At 70.2% G+C, this 18129-nt stretch carries 13 protein-coding genes; 10 read left to right on the top strand and 3 right to left on the bottom strand.

The genetic code is table 11. The annotated features are described in order from the left end of the window. Positions 1 to 4 precede the first annotated feature (4 nt). Positions 5 to 1135, bottom strand: coding sequence for an SGNH/GDSL hydrolase family protein (locus tag ACG83_RS28555; RefSeq protein ID WP_054569347.1), 1131 nt, complete (start codon positions 1133 to 1135; stop codon positions 5 to 7). Between the two features lie 760 nt (positions 1136 to 1895). Here ACG83_RS28555 and ACG83_RS28550 point away from each other — a divergent pair. Continuing rightward, entirely contained in the window at positions 1896 to 3086 is a 1191-nt protein-coding gene (locus tag ACG83_RS28550; RefSeq protein ID WP_235498244.1) for an ABC transporter substrate-binding protein, read from the top strand. Between the two features lie 90 nt (positions 3087 to 3176). Here the strand turns inward: ACG83_RS28550 and ACG83_RS28545 are convergent, their stop codons facing one another. After that, a complete protein-coding gene (locus ACG83_RS28545) occupies positions 3177 to 5297 on the bottom strand; it encodes an MMPL family transporter (protein ID WP_054569345.1) in 2121 nt (706 codons plus the stop codon). Between the two features lie 381 nt (positions 5298 to 5678). Between ACG83_RS28545 and ACG83_RS28540 the strand changes: the two genes are divergently transcribed. The 3 genes from ACG83_RS28540 to ACG83_RS28530 all read left to right on the top strand — a co-directional run bounded on the left by ACG83_RS28540 (position 5679) and on the right by ACG83_RS28530 (position 8020). Then, entirely contained in the window at positions 5679 to 6881 is a 1203-nt protein-coding gene (locus ACG83_RS28540) for a sensor histidine kinase (RefSeq protein ID WP_235498243.1), read from the top strand. Next, on the top strand, positions 6878 to 7555 hold the full coding sequence (locus ACG83_RS28535) for a response regulator transcription factor (RefSeq protein ID WP_054569343.1): 678 nt from the start codon (positions 6878 to 6880) through the stop codon (positions 7553 to 7555). Before ACG83_RS28540 ends, ACG83_RS28535 begins: the two co-directional genes overlap by 4 nt. 78 nt (positions 7556 to 7633) lie before the next feature. After that, positions 7634 to 8020 carry an MmcQ/YjbR family DNA-binding protein gene (locus ACG83_RS28530; protein WP_200931392.1) on the top strand — a complete coding sequence of 129 codons (387 nt, stop codon included), beginning with the start codon at positions 7634 to 7636 and terminating at the stop codon, positions 8018 to 8020. A 184-nt stretch (positions 8021 to 8204) separates the two neighbouring features. Here ACG83_RS28530 and ACG83_RS28525 read toward each other — a convergent pair whose 3' ends face one another. Continuing rightward, positions 8205 to 8831: a peroxiredoxin gene (locus ACG83_RS28525; RefSeq protein WP_006538648.1), complete on the bottom strand. Its 627-nt coding sequence runs from the start codon at positions 8829 to 8831 to the stop codon at positions 8205 to 8207. Between the two features lie 282 nt (positions 8832 to 9113). Between ACG83_RS28525 and ACG83_RS28520 the strand changes: the two genes are divergently transcribed. The 6 genes from ACG83_RS28520 (at position 9114) to ACG83_RS28490 (ending at position 18122) form a co-directional block, all read left to right on the top strand. Continuing rightward, positions 9114 to 9317: a hypothetical protein gene (locus ACG83_RS28520; RefSeq protein ID WP_006538649.1), complete on the top strand. Its 204-nt coding sequence runs from the start codon at positions 9114 to 9116 to the stop codon at positions 9315 to 9317. A 242-nt stretch (positions 9318 to 9559) separates the two neighbouring features. Beyond that, a complete protein-coding gene (locus ACG83_RS28515) occupies positions 9560 to 10333 on the top strand; it encodes an SDR family oxidoreductase (RefSeq protein WP_054569616.1) in 774 nt (257 codons plus the stop codon). Between the two features lie 1423 nt (positions 10334 to 11756). Then, positions 11757 to 14861, top strand: coding sequence for a glycerophosphodiester phosphodiesterase family protein (locus tag ACG83_RS28505; protein ID WP_152991540.1), 3105 nt, complete (start codon positions 11757 to 11759; stop codon positions 14859 to 14861). A gap of 240 nt (positions 14862 to 15101) precedes the next feature. After that, positions 15102 to 15980, top strand: coding sequence for a TauD/TfdA family dioxygenase (locus tag ACG83_RS28500; RefSeq protein WP_054569340.1), 879 nt, complete (start codon positions 15102 to 15104; stop codon positions 15978 to 15980). A gap of 70 nt (positions 15981 to 16050) precedes the next feature. Further along, positions 16051 to 16617 (top strand): GNAT family N-acetyltransferase, encoded by a 567-nt coding sequence (locus ACG83_RS28495; RefSeq protein ID WP_054569339.1) that lies wholly within the window; start codon positions 16051 to 16053, stop codon positions 16615 to 16617. Continuing rightward, entirely contained in the window at positions 16614 to 18122 is a 1509-nt protein-coding gene (locus ACG83_RS28490) for an amidase (protein WP_152991539.1), read from the top strand. Before ACG83_RS28495 ends, ACG83_RS28490 begins: the two co-directional genes overlap by 4 nt. The last annotated feature ends 7 nt before the right edge of the window (positions 18123 to 18129 follow it).

Below are 18129 nucleotides of genomic sequence, written 5' to 3'. Positions count from 1 at the left end.
GTTGCTACTGGGCGATGGCGGTGCCGGAGGGGCCGGCCTGGCCGGTCATGTTGCCCTTGATCGGGACGACCCGGTACTCGATCCTCAGCCCGGCCGGCAGGGTGCCGGTCGTCCACGTGTTCGTCCCGGGCTTCGCGGCCAGCGCGTACGGCAGCCGGTAGAACGTCTGCTCACCGTAGGAGAGCACCCGCTGCTCGACGAGGTAGGCGGTCGCGCCGGGCGTCGCCGCCCAGGTCAGCGTGTGCTGGCCGGGTTTCCCGACGGCGGTGACCGCGCGGCCGGTGCCGGGCCACGGCACGGTGCCGTACAACGGGCCGAACGTCGTGCCGATCCCGAGCTGTGCCAGGGCGTTCGCGACCGCGCTGGCGATCACGAAGTCGCCGGTCGGGTTCGGATGCGACCCGTCCCAGGTGTGCTGGTAGGGGTTCCAGGCGGCGTAGTCCCGCGCGACGACCACCTTGGACGTCGAGGTCTGCCAGTTGCCGACCTGCTGGTCGAGCAGGGTGTTGTAGGCGGTGGCCTGGGCCTGCAGGTCGCGCCCGCCGACGTAGTCGGAGCGGTCGAGGACCTGGGCGACGACGACGTCGATGTCGGGGTTCACCCGGCGCGCGTTGTTGATCAGTGCCAGCATGTCGTCGGCGGCCTGCTGCGGGGTCGAGAAGTAGGTGAGGTCGTTCGCGCCGAGTGCCACGATGAGCACGTCGGCGGGGGTCGCGCGCAGCAGGCCCTCGACGGCGTCGCGCTCGGTCCGGGTGGCGTCGCCCCAGACGGCGTGGTGGTCGCGGTCGAACCAGGCGTCGACGTAGTCGTTCGAGCCGGCCGTGTTGGCGGTGTTGTCCCAGACGTCGATACGGTCCCCGACGAAGTTGACGGCGCCGGGCGCGCTGAGGTTCAGGTGCTGGGCGAGCCGGTAACGCCAGGTGTAGTCCCCGGCGGTCTGGTGGGTGATCGAGTCACCCAGGATCATCACCCGGGTCTGCGTGGCGGCCACGGCCGCCGGGCTGGTCACAACCGTTCCGGCCAGCGTCACGGTGCCGGTGAGCACGATCGTCGTGCCGGCCACCCCGGCCGCCCTGCGGATCGGCTGCCGCAACCGCGCGCCGGGGCTGGGCTGGACGCGGCGGTGTCTGCCCACGCTCGTCTCACCGCCTTTCGCCGAATCGGGAGGGACGTCGCTGATCCTGGCACTGAGGCGCCTTCGCCGGCCGGCCGTCGGGCATCCGGCGGGCGGCAACACCTTCGGGTTCACCCGAAGGTGCCAGTCGGCCGCGCGGCGTGCACTGTCCCGGCTCGGTGTGGGCTGGCCGTCCGGCCCAGGCAGGTGACCCTGCGCGGCGCGTGACCGAATGCCGCGCAACTCGGCAAATAATCCGATTTGCCGAGTTTGGTCGCCCATGCTTCGGGTTTCCTGCCCGGCGATCCGGCGATCCGGCGATCCGGCGATCCGGCGATCCGGCGATCCGGCGATCGGCGACGGGGTTTCCGTGGGCATGTTTGCCGAGGGTGACGGTCCGGGTGCGCGCGCCGGTGTGGTCCCGTTTGTTTCTGATAGTCGATTCGGTGATTCGGTAATCAGTAAAATCCGGCGTTCCGGGGTGCGTGGAGAACTGGGCTCGGTCTGCTGAATGCTGCCGAGTGCGCGACTTCGGCGTGCCCGAATCGAGAGGAAACTCACGTTGCCGCAGATCCTGCCGCCCCCACAGATCCCGCCGTCGTCACAGGTCCGACCAGCGTCCGGGAGGCTACCAGTTCAAAACGACAACCTTAGATTAACAGACTCGCCATCAATGCGCGGCGATTCGTCCATGCGAAATGGATCGCGAGCCGGCGCCGGCGCCGCGACACGGCGGCGGCGTGGCGGGGGACCTGTGCGTGCCCTGGCCGGCCGGTGCGCCGTGGCGGTCACCCTGCCGCTGCTTCTCGCGACGACGTCCGCCTGTTCGGGGAGCAGCGGTGCACCGGCCGCCGAGAGCTGCGTCGCTCCGGGAGTCACCGCGGACCAGGTGAAGATCGGCTTCGTCTACCCCGACACGGGCACGGATGCCGGTGCGTTCTCCGCGGCGCGCGGCGGGGTGGAGGCGCGGGTCGGTCTGGCCAACGAACAGGGTGGCATCAACGGCCGCGAAGTCAGCTACGAATGGCGCGACGACCAGATGTCGACGGAGACGAACCGCCGTGTCGTCGGCGAGCTCGTCGAGGATGTCAGTATCGCGGGGCTCGTCGCGACCAGCTTCACGATGAGCGGCTCCGCGGCCTATCTGGCCGAGCGGGGCGTCCCGGTGACAGGTGCGGGCACCGAGCCGGTCTGGTCCCAGTACGAGAACATGTTCGTGTTCGCCAACATGAGTGGTTCCGTCGACACCTGGGGGCGGTACCTCAGAAACAACGGGGGCACCCGGGCGCTGATCGTCATCCCGGAGAACGTCGCGTCGACGGCCATCTATGCCGATCGGATTTCGCTCGGCCTACGGGCGGCCGGTGTCGTTCCGGCGGGCATCGTGCAGTTCGCCGAGGCCTCACAGAGCCCGCAACGGGTCGCCGAGGCCTTCGCCGCCACCGACGCCGACGTGCTTGTCAGCATCATCGACCCGCCGGTTCTCGCCGGCATTCTCAACGCCCTGCGCAATGCCGGCGCGACGCTGCGGGCGACGCTCTCCGTCCCCGGCTACAACGCGAACCTGCTCGGCCGGTACGGTCCCGCGCTGGCCGGGGTGTCGATCATGAGCTATGTGACGCCGCTGGAGCTGGGTGGGCCCGCCGCGGAGCAGTACGCGGCCGCGATCGCCCACCACGCCCCGCAGGTGGGGAACCCGGAACAGGAGTTCACGATCCGTTCCTACATCGAGACGGACATGCTGCTGCGCGCGGTGGCGGCCGCGGGGGAGTGCCCCGACCGGGAGAGTGTGATCAGGGCGCTCGACGGAATGCGCGACTACGACGCGGGCGGGCTGATCCAGCCGACGGACGTCAGTGGTCGCCGCAGCCAACCGCAGAACTGTCTGGCCTTCGTCCGCGTCAACGACGCCGGTAGCTCGTTCGACGTGGTGGACCGCAAACTCTGCGGGAGCGTGCTGCCAGCCCGGTGAGATACGACCCCTGCAAGCCCGCCACCTGACCGGACGCGAAACCCCGGCCCCGGCCTTCGGAGACAACACGAAGGCCGGGGCCGGGCTGTGTCAGCCATGCTCGACGACGCCGGCGCGCGGGCGCGGGGCCGGGTGGCCACCCCAGCGGGGCAGCCACCAGTTCGCCCTGCCCAGCAATGTCATGATCGCGGGGACCAGGATCATGCGGACGATCGTCGCGTCGAGCACGATCGCCGTCGCCAGCCCGAGGCCCAGCATCCGCACCAACGGCGACGGGTCGGCGACGAAACCCAGGAACACCACCGTCATGATCAGAGCGGCCGAGGTGATCACGCGCCCGGTGCCGGCCAGGCCCCGGGCGACTGACTCGACGTTGTCGCCGCTGGCGTCGTACTCCTCGCGGATCCGGGAGAGGAGGAACACCTCGTAGTCGACGGACAGGCCGAAGAGCACCGCGAAGAAGATCGTCGGCAGCGGAGAGGCGATCTGGTAGGTCTCCTCCAGGCCGAACACGCTCCCGAACCACCCCCACTGGAACACGGCGACGACGACGCCGTACGCGCCACCGATCGACAGCAGGTTCAACGCGGCGGCCTTCAGCGGCACCGCGATGGAGCGGAACATCACCATCAGCAGAAGGAACGACGCCGCCAGAATCGCCGCGATGAAGATCGGAAGGGTGTCGCTCAGCTGCCGGTCGAGGTCGTCGGTCATCGCGGTCAGGCCCGCGACCGCGACGTTGCCCGGGACGAGACCACGGACGCGGGCGAGTGTCTCCGAGGTCGCGTCGTCCGCGGGTGCAGTGGTGGGCAGCATCGACAGCACCGCCGTGTCGCCGTCGGGTGAGAACCGGGGATCACCGACCTCCGCGATGCCGGGGTCGGCTTCGACCCGATCGGACAGCACGGTGAGGGCGTCACGATCCACACCTGGGCTGCGCAGGTCGGCCACCAGCAGTAACGGCGCGTTGACGCCCGGACCGAAGCCTTCGGCGAGCAGATCGTAGGCCCGGCGGGCGGAACTGCTGCTGGGCGAGTCATCACCTGCGTCCGGGAAGCCCGTCTGCAGGCGCAGTGCGGGGGCGGCCAGCACGAGCAGCACGGTTACCGAGAGGATCAGATACGGCCACGGCCGGCGGGCGACCCGGTGAGCGAAGCGCCACCACACGGTGCTCTCAGGCGGCGAGTGGAGGCGGCGGCCCGGGACTCGGCCCGCGTCGACACGGTCACCGAGCAACGAAAGCATCGCTGGCAGCAGGGTCAGTGCACTCGCTACCGCGCAAACCACCACCAGAGCGGTGCTCAGACCGACCGAGGTCAGGAAGCCCAGACCGGTCAGCGCGAGGGCCGCCATCGCGGCGACTACCGTCCCACCGGCCAGCACGACGGCGTTGCCCGAGGTCGCCATCGCCGCGGAGAGCGCGGCGGCGTTGTCCTGGCCGGCGCCACGGTTCTCCCGATAGCGGGCCACGATGAACAGGGCGTAGTCGATGCCGACGCCAAGACCGATCATCGCGCCGATCGTCGGTGCCGCGGAGGAGACCTCCAGGACGTTCGCCAGCAGCAGCACGCTCCCCAGCCCCACGGCCACTGTGATCAGCGCGAGCGCGACCGGGATCAGCGCGGCCACGATCGTGCCGAAGGCCAGGAGCAGGACCACCAGCGCGGCCAGCAGGCCGATCGCCTCCGCACCTGACGTAGCCGCCTCACCGTTGATGAACGCGGCGTCGCCGCCCAGCTCTGTCACGACACCCGCGTCACGCGCCGGCCGCATGGCGCCGCTTATCGCGGTGAGTGCTCCTGGACCGAGATCGGTCGCCGGCACATCGAACGTGATCTGGGCGTAGCCGATCCGGCCGTCCGGTGAGGTGGTACCGGCGGCGAACGGGCTGGCCACCGCGGCGACATGATCCACCTCCGCGATCCGCGCGACGGCGGCGGTGACGGCCGCACGGTGATGGTCGAGTCGTTGGCCCGCCGGCACGGCGAACACTGCCTGCGCGCTGCCATCGGCGGCGTCGGGAAAGCGCTGCTCCAGCAGATCCGTCGCCTTCTCGCTCTGGCTGCCGGGGGCGACGAAGTCGTCGACGAACGACCCTCCGAGGGTGCTGGCCAGGGCGAGGGCGAGGACGGCGGCGAATACCCAGGCCGCGACCGTGCGTCGAGGCCTGCGTACGCTCGCTGCTGCGATGTGGCGGGTGAGCCGATTCATGGCTACCTCTCCTGCGAGATTCGGCGTGGTTCGGCCGGTGGCTCTGAGGGGCGGGACCGGCCGGGACCGCCCGGCGGCGGTGCCATGTGTGCGGACGGTGGGCCGGGCCGGCCCGGCCCTCGACCCGAGCGCCGTGCGGGCTCAACTGTGCTGGCTGTGCCCCGAAGCTGTCGCCCGCCTGGGAGCGGATTCGGAAACCCGCCGGGAGAAGGATTGCGTCGGGTGGATTCCGAGCCGTTCTCCGTCTGGCGGGGGAGAACCGTCCCCGCCGGAAGGCCGGAGACCGCACTGTCGCACTGGCATACCGTGAGCCCATGCCCACCGACGAAGCCGCGACCAGTCGCGGTTCACCTCGCTGAGAACCAGATGGAAAGCCGTGCGATGCCGATTACCCCGACGCCGCATGAGGACGTCCCGCGGAGGTTCCGCGGGCCCTTCGCCCGCTGGCCGCGCGCCGCCGACACCGTGCTCGTCCTCGCGCTCTACTTCATGGCCGCTTTCATGGCCGACGGGCCCGGAGACGCGATAACGATCCGCCCGCTCGGCGATGTCCCGATCCTCGTCCTGCTGGTCTGCGCGGTGGCCAGTCCGGCCCTGTTCTGGCGCCGGCGCGCGCCGCTGCGTGTGCTCGGCCTGACGTTGGTCTGCTGGGCCGCGCTGGTCGGCAGCGACACCCAGCTGGGCTGCGTGTCGATCATCGCGCTGTACGCCGCGGGGCGGTACAGCTCGGCGGACTGGCAGGGCGCTGTCGGAGTTGTCGTCGCGACCGGCCTGGTCGGTCTCGATGGCCTCGACGATCCGGGCCCGTGGTGGCAGGAGCCCGCGTTCGGCGGCCTCTTCATGGCCGGGGCGTGGTATGCAGGGCGCCGCATCCAGCTGCGCCGTGCCCGCACCGTCGAGCGCCGCCGCGAGCACGCGGCGGAGAGCCGGCGGATCGTCATGGAGGAGCGGGCCCGCATCGCGCGGGAGCTCCACGACGTCGTCGCCCACCGGGTGAGCCTCATGACCGTGCAGGCGAGCGGAGCCCGGGCCGTCGCGGCGCAGGACCCACAGGCCGCGCTGCACGCGATGACGGCGGTTGAGGAGGCGGGGCGCCAGGCCCTCGACGAGCTTCGCCACCTTCTCGGCGTGCTACGTCCCGAGGCAGGCCATGACGGCCTGGGCCCCCAACCCAGCCTCGCGGAGCTCCCCCGGCTGATCGAGCAGCTCCGCGGGGCCGGTGTGGTCGTGCAACTGGCGATGGACCTGCCGTCAGCGGAGATCTCCGCCCGGACGGATCTGTTCGCCTACCGCATCATCCAGGAGGCGCTGACCAACGTCCTCAAGCACGCCGGCCCTGGAACCCAGGCTGAGGTGAGTCTGCGTACCGGGCACAACGGCATGGTCATCGAGGTCCGCGATGATGGTCGCGGCAGCACCGTTGCCGCCAGGCCGGACGCCGATGGTGGGCATTCGGGAGGCCACGGCATCGTCGGGATGCGGGAGCGGGCTCTGCTGCTGGGCGGGAGCCTGGACGCAGGACCTCGTGTGGGAGGCGGGTTCCAGGTCGCTGCCCACCTGCCTTTCGGAGGGAAACCGGGTTGACTGTTCGTGTTCTCATCGTCGACGACCAGGCACTGGTCCGTGGCGGCCTGGCCATGGTGCTGCGGATCCACAGCGACATCGACGTCGTCGCCGAGGCAGGCAACGGGCTGGAGGCGATGGAGGCCGCCCGGGAGCATCGTCCCGACGTGATTCTCATGGACATCCGGATGCCGGAGATGGATGGCCTGGAAGCCACGTCGAGAATTCTCGCCGAGGCCGACTGGGGCGTGCGGGTACTGATTCTCACCACCTTCGATCCGGACGAGTACGTCTATGAGGCGCTCCGCGCCGGAGCGAGCGCCTTTGTGTTGAAGGACATTCCGGCCGACCAGCTCGCCGTCGCGGTCCGCACCGTCGCCGATGGTGGCGCACTGATCGCGCCGTCGATCACCCGGCGCCTCATCGGCCGGTTCACCGAACGCAGGCCTGTCAGCTCGACGGTTGCGCGCCGCGTGGAACGCCTGACCGACCGCGAACGTGACGTGGTGGTCGCGGTCGCCCGCGGGTCCAGCAATTCGGAGATCGCCAACGAACTCTTCATCGGGCCCGCGACAGTCAAGTCGCATGTGTCGAGCATCCTCACCAAACTCGGCCTTCGCGACCGCGCCCAGGTCGTGGTCTTCGCCTACGAAAGCGGGCTGGTCGAGGCCGGCGACCACGACATCGGCCGGTGAGACCGGTGCCTCGGCCCGTCAGACAGCCTCGTCGTAGCCTCGTCAAGGTTCGAACTGTGCGTCCGAAGGAGGGCCTTGGTGGCTGATGCCGACGATGTGCGGCGCCTCGCGATGAGCCTGCCGCATGTCGTGGAGATCGACAGCGACGGTTTCGACTTCCGGGTCGCGGACAAGGGATTCGTCTGGTCCTACCCGGAACGTGTGCCGGGGAAGCCGCGGGTGATCCGAACTGACATCGCCGTGCTCTTCGTCGGTGACGAGGCGGAGAAGCAGGCGCTCCTGCTCGGCGAACCGGACCTCTTCTTCACCGCGCCCGGTTACGACGGCTGGCCGGTGCTGATGGTGCGCCTGACGAAGGTGACGGCCGAGCGGCTGGCGGAGCTGGTGACCGACGCCTGGCGGATGCGCGCACCCGAAGAGCTGGTGAGCGACCTGGACGAGGCGAGTCTCGGGCAGGCCCGCTGAGCAGGGGAGTCCGCGGTGCCGGGCACAGACGTTTCAGACGTGCCAGAAGCGCCGCTGCTACCCGGGCGCGGGTCGGACTCACCGCGTTTCCTGCCCATGGGCGCCGAAAACACGAACGCCGCTGCCGGCCCGTGGCGATGTACGGGCTGGCAGCGGCGCGGACGAACCCGAGCCGTCAGGCAGCTCAGGGAGCGTCGGCGTAGCGGAGGTAGGGCTTGACCTCTTCGACGTTGCTGAACTTGCCCTTGGCGTCCTCGGTCGACAGCGTCGGCGCGACGATCACCCGGTCGCCGGGCTTCCAGTCGACCGGCGTGGAGATCGGGTTCTTGTCGGTCGCCTGCAGCGCGTCGATGATCCGAATGATCTCGTCGAAGTTGCGCCCCACCGACTTGGGGTAGGTGAGGGTGAGACGGATCTTGTTGTTCGGGTCGATGATGAAGACCGAACGAACGGTGGAGGTGTCACCCTCGCCGGGGTGGATCATGTCGTACAGCTCGGCGACGGCACGGTTCGGGTCCGCGATGATCGGGAAGTTCAGCGCCGTCCCGCTCACCTCGGCGATGTCGGGTGCCCAGCCGCGGTGGTCCTCGACCGAGTCGACCGACAGCGCGATCGCCTTCGTGTTGCGCTTGTCGAACTCACCATGCAGAGCCGCGGTACGCCCGAGCTCGGTGGTGCACACAGGGGTGAAGTCGGCCGGGTGGCTGAACAGCACGGCCCACGAGCCCTGCTTCCAGTCGTGGAACGAGATCTCGCCATCGGTGGTCGTGGCGGTGAAATCGGGCGCGATGTCGCCCAGGCGGAGGCCCATAGGAGCGTCCCTTCGTCGTTGTCAGAGACCGCACGGCTGCCACGGCCCGAGGCGTGACAGTAGGCCAGAAACTACCTGAGATTGCGCTGCCCCCCGCACGTCCCGGGGTCCAGCATCGCAGAGACGTCCGAGGTCACGACGGCCACGAGGACGCCGGCACCACCCATCCGCGGTCCGCCGCCGAGCGGCCTGGCCTCAGGTGTCGGCTACCTGCCCCAAAAGCACTAGTCCGATGTAGCTACGATGGTGGTCGGCCAGTGCCATCCGAGAGGGAGCTGCGACATGAGCAACCGCTCTGACGTCTCCTACGTGCCGCCGCAACCAGACGCCGGCCCGGACGACTTCGCGTGGTGGGTACACGAGATCGACCCGTTCCACCGGCTCTCGCCGCCTGTCCGCCAGGCCCGCGCCCGAGCCGCCCGCCGCCATTGGCTCGCCGACAACGAGGCCGCCGCCATCCGCTGCCGCCTCGCCGAGAGCCGGTAGCCGGCGCACTGCCCGTGCTGAGGTCACCAGGCCGCCCGGGCTGAGGTCACCAGGCCGCCCGGGCTGAGGTCGCCAGGCGCAGGGGCAGGCCGCGAGCCGCAGGGGCAGGTCGCCGAGCGCGGGCCAGGTGGCCAGGCCAGGCAGGTGGTCGTGGCTTGGGCTCCCCGGTTTCCGTGCTGCGTGCCCCCGCGGCGCATGGGAGCATGCGGTCGCGTGGCGACCGAGAGACGGTGATCGGCACGATGGGTGTGCTTGACGGCAGGACGGCGCTGGTCACCGGGGCCAGCCGTGGCATCGGTCGGGCGATCGCGCGGCGGCTCGCCGCGGACGGGGCGGTCGTGGCCGTCCACTTCGGCAGCAGTGTGGCCGCGGCGAAGCAGACCGTTGAAATGATCCTTGCTGCCGGCGGCCGCGCGTTTCCGGTGCACGCAACGCTGGGCGCGCCCGGCGACGCGGCGGCGCTCTGGGCCGCCTTCGACGCGGGGCTCGCGTCAGCCGGCCTCGACCCCGGGGTCGACATCATCGTGAACAACGCGGGCATCGGCCGGTCGGAGGACATCAGGAACGTCACGCCGGCGGAGTTCGACCAGCTGTTCGCGGTGAATGTGCGGGCACCGTTCTTCATCGTGCAGCACGGCCTGGTCCGGCTGCGTGACGGCGGGAGGATCATCAACATCTCCTCGGGCGTCACCCGCATCGCCACCCCGGACATCCTCGCCTACGCCATGACCAAGGGCGCACTCGACACGTTCAGCCTCGCGCTGGCCAAGGATCTCGGCGTGCGCGGCATCACCGTGAACTCGGTCAACCCTGGCATCATCGACACCGATGTGAACGCCGACTGGCTGCGCGGCGACGAACAGGCCCCCGCGGCGCGGTCCGCCGCCTCCCTCTCGGTCTTCGGTCGGGTGGGTCAACCGCAGGACGTCGCCGATGTGGTCGCCTTTGTGGCCTCTCCTGACGCCCGCTGGGTCACCGGCCAGACCATCGACACCACCGGCGGCTCGGCACTGTAGGTCTGAGCCCACTACGGAGGTCTGAGCCCACTACGGAGGTCTGAGCCCACTCCGGCAGCCGTACCTCACACACCCCGGCTGTACGTCCGGAACCTCCCTGCCGCTGGCAACCGGGTGCGGAGACGGTTGTCGACCCCGACCGGCACGACGCGCGGCGTGTCGGCGCCTGAAAGGCGCTGACCAGGGCCTCTTCGAGCCGATGCCGATTCGCGGCCTCCCGTGAGCCCGACACACACTTCGAACTAGTCAGATATGACTAGAATTGGGTAGTCCATCAGTGCCATTCACTGGAGAAGTCGAGATGCGCATGCGCTCAGCCATCACTCACAACCCGCCTCAGCCGGACGTCGAACCCGACGACTTCGCGTGGTGGGTGCACGAGATCGACCCGTTTCACCGGCTCGCTCCGACCGAGCGCGCGGCTCGCGCCTGGGCCGCCCGACAGGGATGGCTCACGGATATCGAGGCAGCCGCCAGCCGGCACCGACTCGCCGGTTCCAGGCGGGCCGCGGACCGGACGACCGGCCGATGGCTCACTTCGAGCCCGACCGTCAGGCCGGCATGCTGATCGTCGTCGCAACTGTCGAAGAAGACAGGCACCCAGTCAGCGCCCAACAGGCCGAACCGCCCGCGGCAGCTGACATCTCATGCTCTGGACCGGCGTCCCATTCCCCGCCAAGAGATCAGGACGCCGGAACCAGAGGTCTTCCCTGCAACCTCAACGAGAGAGGCCGCTTTGAGTAGACCATGCCCGCCACACAGGCGCAGCGACGGACCCGGCGTCCCACGGCCGGCCGCGACTGCCAGTTGTGGCAACCCGATGGCCGGACGCCTCCGCCCGGTGCGCACGGCACTGGCGATCGGCACCATCGTCATTCGGCTTATCACCGTCCTGTCCGTTCTGCACGGCAACCACGACGACATCGACCCGCACTTCTAGCTAGCTGATCAACCGTTCTGCACCGAGGGTGGACGTCGTAGGACCGATCTGGACGACGCCCTGCCGAAGACCACTGGTCGAGCTCGTGTCGAGGGGTCCAGCGCGGACGGCGGGACGGCCACCATCCGTCCCGCCGCGCCGTGGGCAAGACCGACCGCCCACCGGACGCTCACCGGATGCCCACCGGCCGCCAGCCGGCCGTCCTCCGTGCCGGCATGCTCTGCGTCACCGGGTTGTAGCCGGGTGGTCATCATCGACGCGGACGGTGGCCTTTGCGCTTTACCGAGCGTTCATCCGCCGCTGGCCGGCGTGCGGTGCTTAGGAAAGGGGGCCTTACTTGAATCGTCCAGCCTGCCGGAGTGTTTTCGGTGGGTCTCGGGTGGGAGCGCTCGCGGGGGACCCGGGCGGGACGGACGAACAAGGACTGCGAGACAGGTGAAACACAGGCAGAGATGGGCTCGGTCGTGGCACCGGGTGGCCGCCGTGACCGCGGCCGTGGCCACGGCTTCGGCTGTGAGCGGCGTGCTGGTGGTCGGGGGGGTGTCGGTGGCGGCGGCCGACACCACAGGTGAGCAGGTCGTTCTACAGCAGGACTTCTCCGGCGGCTCGCTGCCCGCCGGCTGGAACGCGGTCACCGGCAACTGGCGGGTCGAGAACGGCCGCCTGGTCGGTACCGGCGCCGCGTACTCGGCCAGCCCCGCGCGGATCACCTTCGGCCAGCACCTGGAGAACTACCGGTTCGACGCCACGGTGCGGTTCGAGTCGGTGGACAACACCAGCCGCTGGCAGGCGCTCGCGCTCGACATGGCGCCCGACGGCGCCGTGCCGTGGCAGCACGCCGCGATGCGCACCACCACCACCGCGACCAACGGGCTCGAGTTCGCCCAGCGCACCGCCTCGAACACGTGGAACGTGACCGACACGGCCGCGGCGCCGACGTCCGCCGGCACCGGCAAGGACGTCCACGTCTCGATCGTCGTCGAGGGCACCCACGGCGAGTGGTGGTTCGAGGGGCAGAAGATCTTCGAGACCGAGAACCTGGTCCGCAGCGCCACCGGCGTCGAGGGCTTCGTCGTCGACGGCGCCACCGTCTCCTACGACGACGTGACGATCACCCAGCTGCCGGACCCGAACGCGGCGAACATCGTCCTGTCCGAGGACTTCTCCGGCGGCGTCGTCCCGGCCGGCTGGACCGCGGTCAACGGCAACTGGCGGGTCGAGAACGGCCGGCTGCTGGGCACCGGCGGAAGCATCGTCCGGATCACGTTCGGCCAGCACCTGGAGAACTTCCGGTACGACGCGACCGTCCGTTTCGAGGCGGTCAACGAGGCCACCCGCTGGCAGGCCCTCGCGCTCGACATCCCCGCGAACGGCGGGGTGCCGTGGCAACAGGCGGCGATGCGCAGTGGCACGACCGCGGCCAACGGGCTCGAGTTCGCCCAGCGCACCGCGGCGAACGCCTGGTACGTCCCCGCCACGAGCGCCGCGCCGACCGCGGCGGGCACCGGCAAGGACGTCCAGGTCTCGATCGTCGTCCAGGGCACCCACGGCGAGTGGTGGTTCAACGGCCAGAAGGTCTTCGAGACCGACGGGCTGCTCCGCAGCACGACCGGCGTTCAGGGCCTCGTCGTCGACGGCTCCACGGTCTCGTACGACAACATCAGGATCACCAGGATCGACCCGCTTCCGCCGGCGGCGTGCGTGCCGGTCGGCACCACCGCGCCGGGGCAGACCGGGCTGGTCATCGCGCACCGCGGTGACTCCGCCGCCTACCCGGAGAACACGCTGCCGGCGATGCGGTCGGCTTTCGCGAAGGGCGCGGACTACCTGGAGACGGACATCGACTGGTCGTCCGACGGTGTCCCCTTCCTGATGCACGACGACAGCGTCGACCGCACCACCGACGGCACCGGTGCCAACCACAGCCTCACGATCGCCCAGATCAGGCAGCTGGACGCCGGATCGTGGAAGGGCGCCCAGTTCGCGGGCACCCCGGTGCCAACGCTGGAGGACCTGCTCGCCTGGATGAAGCAGAGCGGTGCCAAGCTCCTGCTGGAGTACAAGGGCGACTGGCCGGTGAACTACATCCAGACCACCAGGGACCTCATCGAGCAGTACGGGGTGCGTGACCAGGTCATCGCGCAGGGCTTCAGCACGACCACCATCGACCGGCTCTACCAGGTGCACCCCGAGCTGCCGACGATGATCCTCGCCAACTTCCCGGCCGACCCGGTGACCTTCACCCAGGCGCACCACGCGATCGGCCTGAACCCGGACACCTGGCCGAGCAAGGCGGCGCTGGAGGCGATGCGTGCCGCCGGCCTGAAGACCTTCGTCTGGACCGAGAACTCCGCGACCGCGTGGGCGAGCCTCACCGCGCTCGGCGTCGACGGGATCATCACGGACCTCGGCGGTGAGCTCGTCACCTGGCGGGCGAACTACAACGCGACGCCGCACGCCGAGCCCAACTGGTGCGAGGCGCCCGACACCGACGCACCCGCCGCCACGGCGTCCCTGACCGGCGCGGTCGGTGGGCAGTGGCTCGGTGCCGACGGCCGGGTCGTACTGGCCGCGACCGACGAGGGCTCCGGCGTCGCCACGGTCGAGTACCGCGTCGACGGCGGCGCGTGGGTGGCCTACAGCGCGCCGTTCGCGGTGCCGGCGGGCCAGCACCAGATCGAGTACCGCGCCACCGACAAGCAGGGCAACGTCTCCGCGGTCGCCAGCCTGCAGGCCGGCCTCGACGCCACCGTGCCGGCGGTCACCGTCGCGACCGAGCGGCTCGCCCTCACCGGGGCCGTCCGCCCGGTGAAGATCACCCTGACCGCTCAGGACGCCGACAGCGGCGTCGCGAAGACCCTCTACCGGATCGACGACGGCGCCGAGGCGGAGTACACCGGCCCGTTCGCCGTCGACGCCGCCGGCGAGCACACCGTCACCTACCGGGCGGTGGACCGGACCGGCAACGCCAGCGTGCCGGCGGGCGAGGCCGTCCGCGTCGACGGTGCGAAGACCGCCCCCGCGAAGGGCGTGCTCAGCTCCGACGAGGGCTGGGACACCGGCCTGAGCGACGGCACGTTCAACGTCATGCTGAACATGTGGTACGGCGAGAACGCCACCTCGTTCGAGCTCTACCAGGCCGGCGAGCGCCTTGCCACGCTGCCGCTGACCTGGGCCACCCCGGGCGTGCAGAAGGCGTCCTTCCAGGTCGGTGGCCTGCCCAACGGCCAGTACACGTTCACCGGCGTGCTGATCAACTCTGTCGGCCGCACCGAGACGACGACGCTGCGCGTCACGGTGGACGACGCGAACCCGGCCAGGCCGGTGCTCTCGCACGACAACTGGGACAACGACGGTTCCTACCAGGTCACCGCGAACCTGTGGTGGGGCACCAACGCCACCGGCTACCGCTTCTTCGAGAACGGTGTGCAGGTGGCCGAGGGCGCGCTGACCGCGGCGAGCCCGGAAGCCCAGAAGGCGGTGCTGAACGTGACCGGCAGGGCCGCCGGCACCTACCGCTACACCGCCGAGTTCCGTAACGCGGCGGGCGCCACGACGAGCGACGAGCTCGCGGTGACGGTCCGCTAGTCCGCAAAACCGCTGGACCGGCGGATCGTCCTGCCTACGGGCGGGACGATCCGCCAACCCGCCCGGGTGTTTTGACAGCCGCGTCGGGACTGCGTTGAAAACTCTGTTCGGCGGCCTTCGGCGATGCTACTGTTCCGATCTGGAATTCTCGGACTGATGGTGCCGACAGAAGTCCCGCCAGGTGCATCCGCCGGCGGTGCTGGCCCGTTCCGTGCGGACGGTTCCAAAGGGGGATTCATCATGGTCGCCGGTGTTCATATTCCCGTCCTCGACGACGTCGACCCAGGTGCGGCGCTTACAGCTGTCATCGAGCACGGCGCGGCGTTCATCAAAAGGCCAGGAACCACCCTGTTCGACTTCAGGGAGTTCACCGATGCGCTCATGGTCCCGATGGTTCACCACGCAACGAACACCATCGAACGTGACCCGGTGGGCGCGGATCCAAGCACGTCCACCGTCAACAAGGGTATGGACGCGATTCCGCTGCACCGGGAGGGCTCCTACGCGCCGGGCTGCCCGGACCTGCTCGTCCTCTACTGCGAGCGCCCCGCCGCCGCCGGTGGTGAGACTGTCCTGTGCGACGGGGCGGAACTGCTGCGGCGCCTCGACGAGTCGACCCGTGCATACGTCTGCGACCTGGACCTTTACTGGAGCTGGGAGGCTACGCCGGCACGCTGGCAGCAGACCTTCGGCGTGACCGACGTGGCGCAGGCCCGGGTGGCGCTGGCTCGGGTCGGCAGTTTGCTGCGCCCCTACGAGCGGCTTGACGGCGACTTCCAGGGGGATGTGCTCCACGGCCGGTTCCGCACAAAGGCGGTGATCCCGTCAGAAGGTGGTGTTCCGTCCTTCTGCAACTCGCTGATGATCTATGCCTATCGGGAGAAAAGCGACTATTACGCCAGGGACAGCTTCCGTGTCGCGCTGGCGGACGGGAGCCCATTCCCGGCCGATCTCCTCGCCGAGATCCGCAAGGTCGCGGAGACGGTCTCCGTGCGCGTCTCCTGGGAACCCGGGAACCTCGCGGTCTTCGACAACTCCCGTTTCATGCACGGCCGCACGGGGTTCGATGACACCGGCCGCCGGGTCCTCATCAGGATGGGCCATCTCAGGAACCGGTGATCCTATTTCGTCTCACGGCGCATGGCCGGGGATGCCGCAGGTCCGAGTCGACGACGGAAAAGGATCGGTCATGATTGAAATCTTCGACGGGAGTGACGCGGCCCGCCTCGCCACGGTCCTCTCGCTTCGGAGGGCCGCGTTCTCCGGCAGCCGGCGCGATCCGGCCCACCTCGACGCCTGGGCGTCGGACACGTACGACCGCGCCTGCCGGCACATCGTGATGACGGACCACACCGGTGCTCCGGTCGCCGCGGTGCGGGTCGTCCTCGAAGGCCGCTGGCCGCTGCAGGACCGCTATGACGGCCCCCTGGAGCAGACGAGGGGCGCGGAGTTCGGCCGGCTCTGTGTGCTGCGGCGGGAGACCGCCGACGTCAGGAACCTGTACGAGCTGATGGTCAACGCCGCCCGGCACTGCGTCGAGTTGCAACGGCCGATGATGTACGGCCTGACCATCGCACCCTTCTGGCGCGCCCTGGCCCGGGCGGGCGTTCCCCTGGCGCCACTTTCCGGCCCGATCCAGGCCTACGGCGAGGAGGAGAACGTCATCCTCTTCGACGCCCACGACCTGATCGCCTTCTACGACGGCTGGCGCTCACAGCGGACCACGGCCGACCACGGCGGACACGGTGACCGGTGAGCGGGCCTGAGCGCCCCGTGACGATCCCGGCCCGCGTTCTCGGGGAGCGGGCGATGCGGAGGCTGGCGGAGAACGCCACCCCCGGCAGCCTCCAGGAGACCGCCCGGCTGCTGCGCGCGGGGGAGCTCTCCCCACGGCAGGTCCTCGACGACTGCCACCGGCGCGCGACCCGGGCGAACGCCGCGCTGAACTGCTACGTCACCATCGGCGCGGAGCAGGCCCTGGAACAGGCACTCGAGCAGTCGCTTTCCCGCTTCCGCACCAGCGCGCCGGACGAGCGGCCCCTGCTGTGGGGAATCCCGACCTCCGTCAAGGACCTGACCCCCACCGCGGGAATGCGCACGACCTTCGCGTCCCGTGCGTTCGCGGAGCACGTACCGCCGCACGACGCGCCGGTGGTCGGACGGATGAAGGCCGCCGGCGCGGCCGTGTTCGCGAAGACGAGCACGTCCGAGTTCGGCATCCTCCCGGTCACCGAGCCCGAGCTGAACGGTGTCTGCCGAAATCCCTGGGATCACACGCTCAGCGCCGGCGGGTCGAGCGGAGGCGCCGCCGCGAGTGTCGCGGCCGGGGTCACCGCCGTCGCGCACGGAAGCGACGGGGCGGGATCGCTGCGCATCCCCGCCTCGTGTTGCGGGGTCTTCGCGGTCATGCCGGGGCCGGGCCGCCTCCCCGTGACCCCGCGCCCGGCCCTGGGCGCGGGCGCCCAGGACGGTGTCGTCAGCCGCACGGTCGCGGACGCGATCTACTGGCTGACCGCGCTGGGTGCGCTCGACCTCGACGAGGTGGCCCTGGCCGTGTCCGAGGATCCGTGGCCGGCGGACGACCACCGGATCGTGCTGACGAACGTCCCGCCGGTCGACTGCGAGGTCGACCCGGTGTGCACCGCCGCCGCGGTGGCGGCCGCGAACCTGCTGGCAGGGGCGGGGTGCCGGGTCGAGGAGGCGGCACCGGACTGGTCGGCCGACGCGGTTCTCGACGATCTGATGCTGGTGCGCAGCACGGTTCCGGTGGCGTACGGGGATCCTCGGCCCGAAATGCTGGACGCGACGACCCGGGCGGGCCTCGAGCTCGCCGGCCGGACCAGCGCGCTCGACCTGCACCGGGCCATCGCACGGCTCGGCGCGTACACCCAGCGGGCCAGCCGCGTGCTCGCCGAAGGCGACGTCCTGCTGACCCCGACCGTCGCGAGGCCGTCGGTCCCGCACGGCTGGGTCACCGCCCCCGCACATCCGGCGGACGTCTTCCGGCGCGCCGCGCACTTCGCGCCGTTCGCCGCGTTCGCCAACCTCGCGGGCCTCTGCGCGGTCTCGCTACCGCTGGGCGCACCGGGCGCACCGGGTGCATCAGGCGTACCGGGCGCGCTGGGCGCCGCCGCGTCGGTTCCGGTCGGGGTCCAGCTCATGGCACGGCCGCGAGACCTGGCGGGCCTGCTCGGGCTGGCCCTGCGGCTGGAACGGCTCGCCCCCTGGGCGGACCGGGTGCCGCCCGTCTGGGTCGGTTGACCAGGCA

The organism is Frankia sp. R43 (assembly GCF_001306465.1).
GTDB lineage: Bacteria > Actinomycetota > Actinomycetes > Frankiales > Frankiaceae > Parafrankia > Parafrankia irregularis.
This window is presented reverse-complemented; position numbering and strand designations above follow the sequence as displayed.

What these genes read in the sequence shown, in the direction of transcription:
- ACG83_RS28520 (WP_006538649.1), top strand. Translation starts at nt 9,114, where the DNA reads ATGAGCAACCGCTCTGACGTCTCCTACGTGCCGCCGCAACCAGACGCC.
- ACG83_RS28495 (WP_054569339.1), top strand. Translation starts at nt 16,051, where the DNA reads ATGATTGAAATCTTCGACGGGAGTGACGCGGCCCGCCTCGCCACGGTC.
- ACG83_RS28540 (WP_235498243.1), top strand. Translation starts at nt 5,679, where the DNA reads ATGCCGATTACCCCGACGCCGCATGAGGACGTCCCGCGGAGGTTCCGC.
- ACG83_RS28545 (WP_054569345.1), bottom strand. Translation starts at nt 5,297, where the DNA reads ATGAATCGGCTCACCCGCCACATCGCAGCAGCGAGCGTACGCAGGCCT.
- ACG83_RS28515 (WP_054569616.1), top strand. Translation starts at nt 9,560, where the DNA reads ATGGGTGTGCTTGACGGCAGGACGGCGCTGGTCACCGGGGCCAGCCGT.
- ACG83_RS28525 (WP_006538648.1), bottom strand. Translation starts at nt 8,831, where the DNA reads ATGGGCCTCCGCCTGGGCGACATCGCGCCCGATTTCACCGCCACGACC.
- ACG83_RS28500 (WP_054569340.1), top strand. Translation starts at nt 15,102, where the DNA reads ATGGTCGCCGGTGTTCATATTCCCGTCCTCGACGACGTCGACCCAGGT.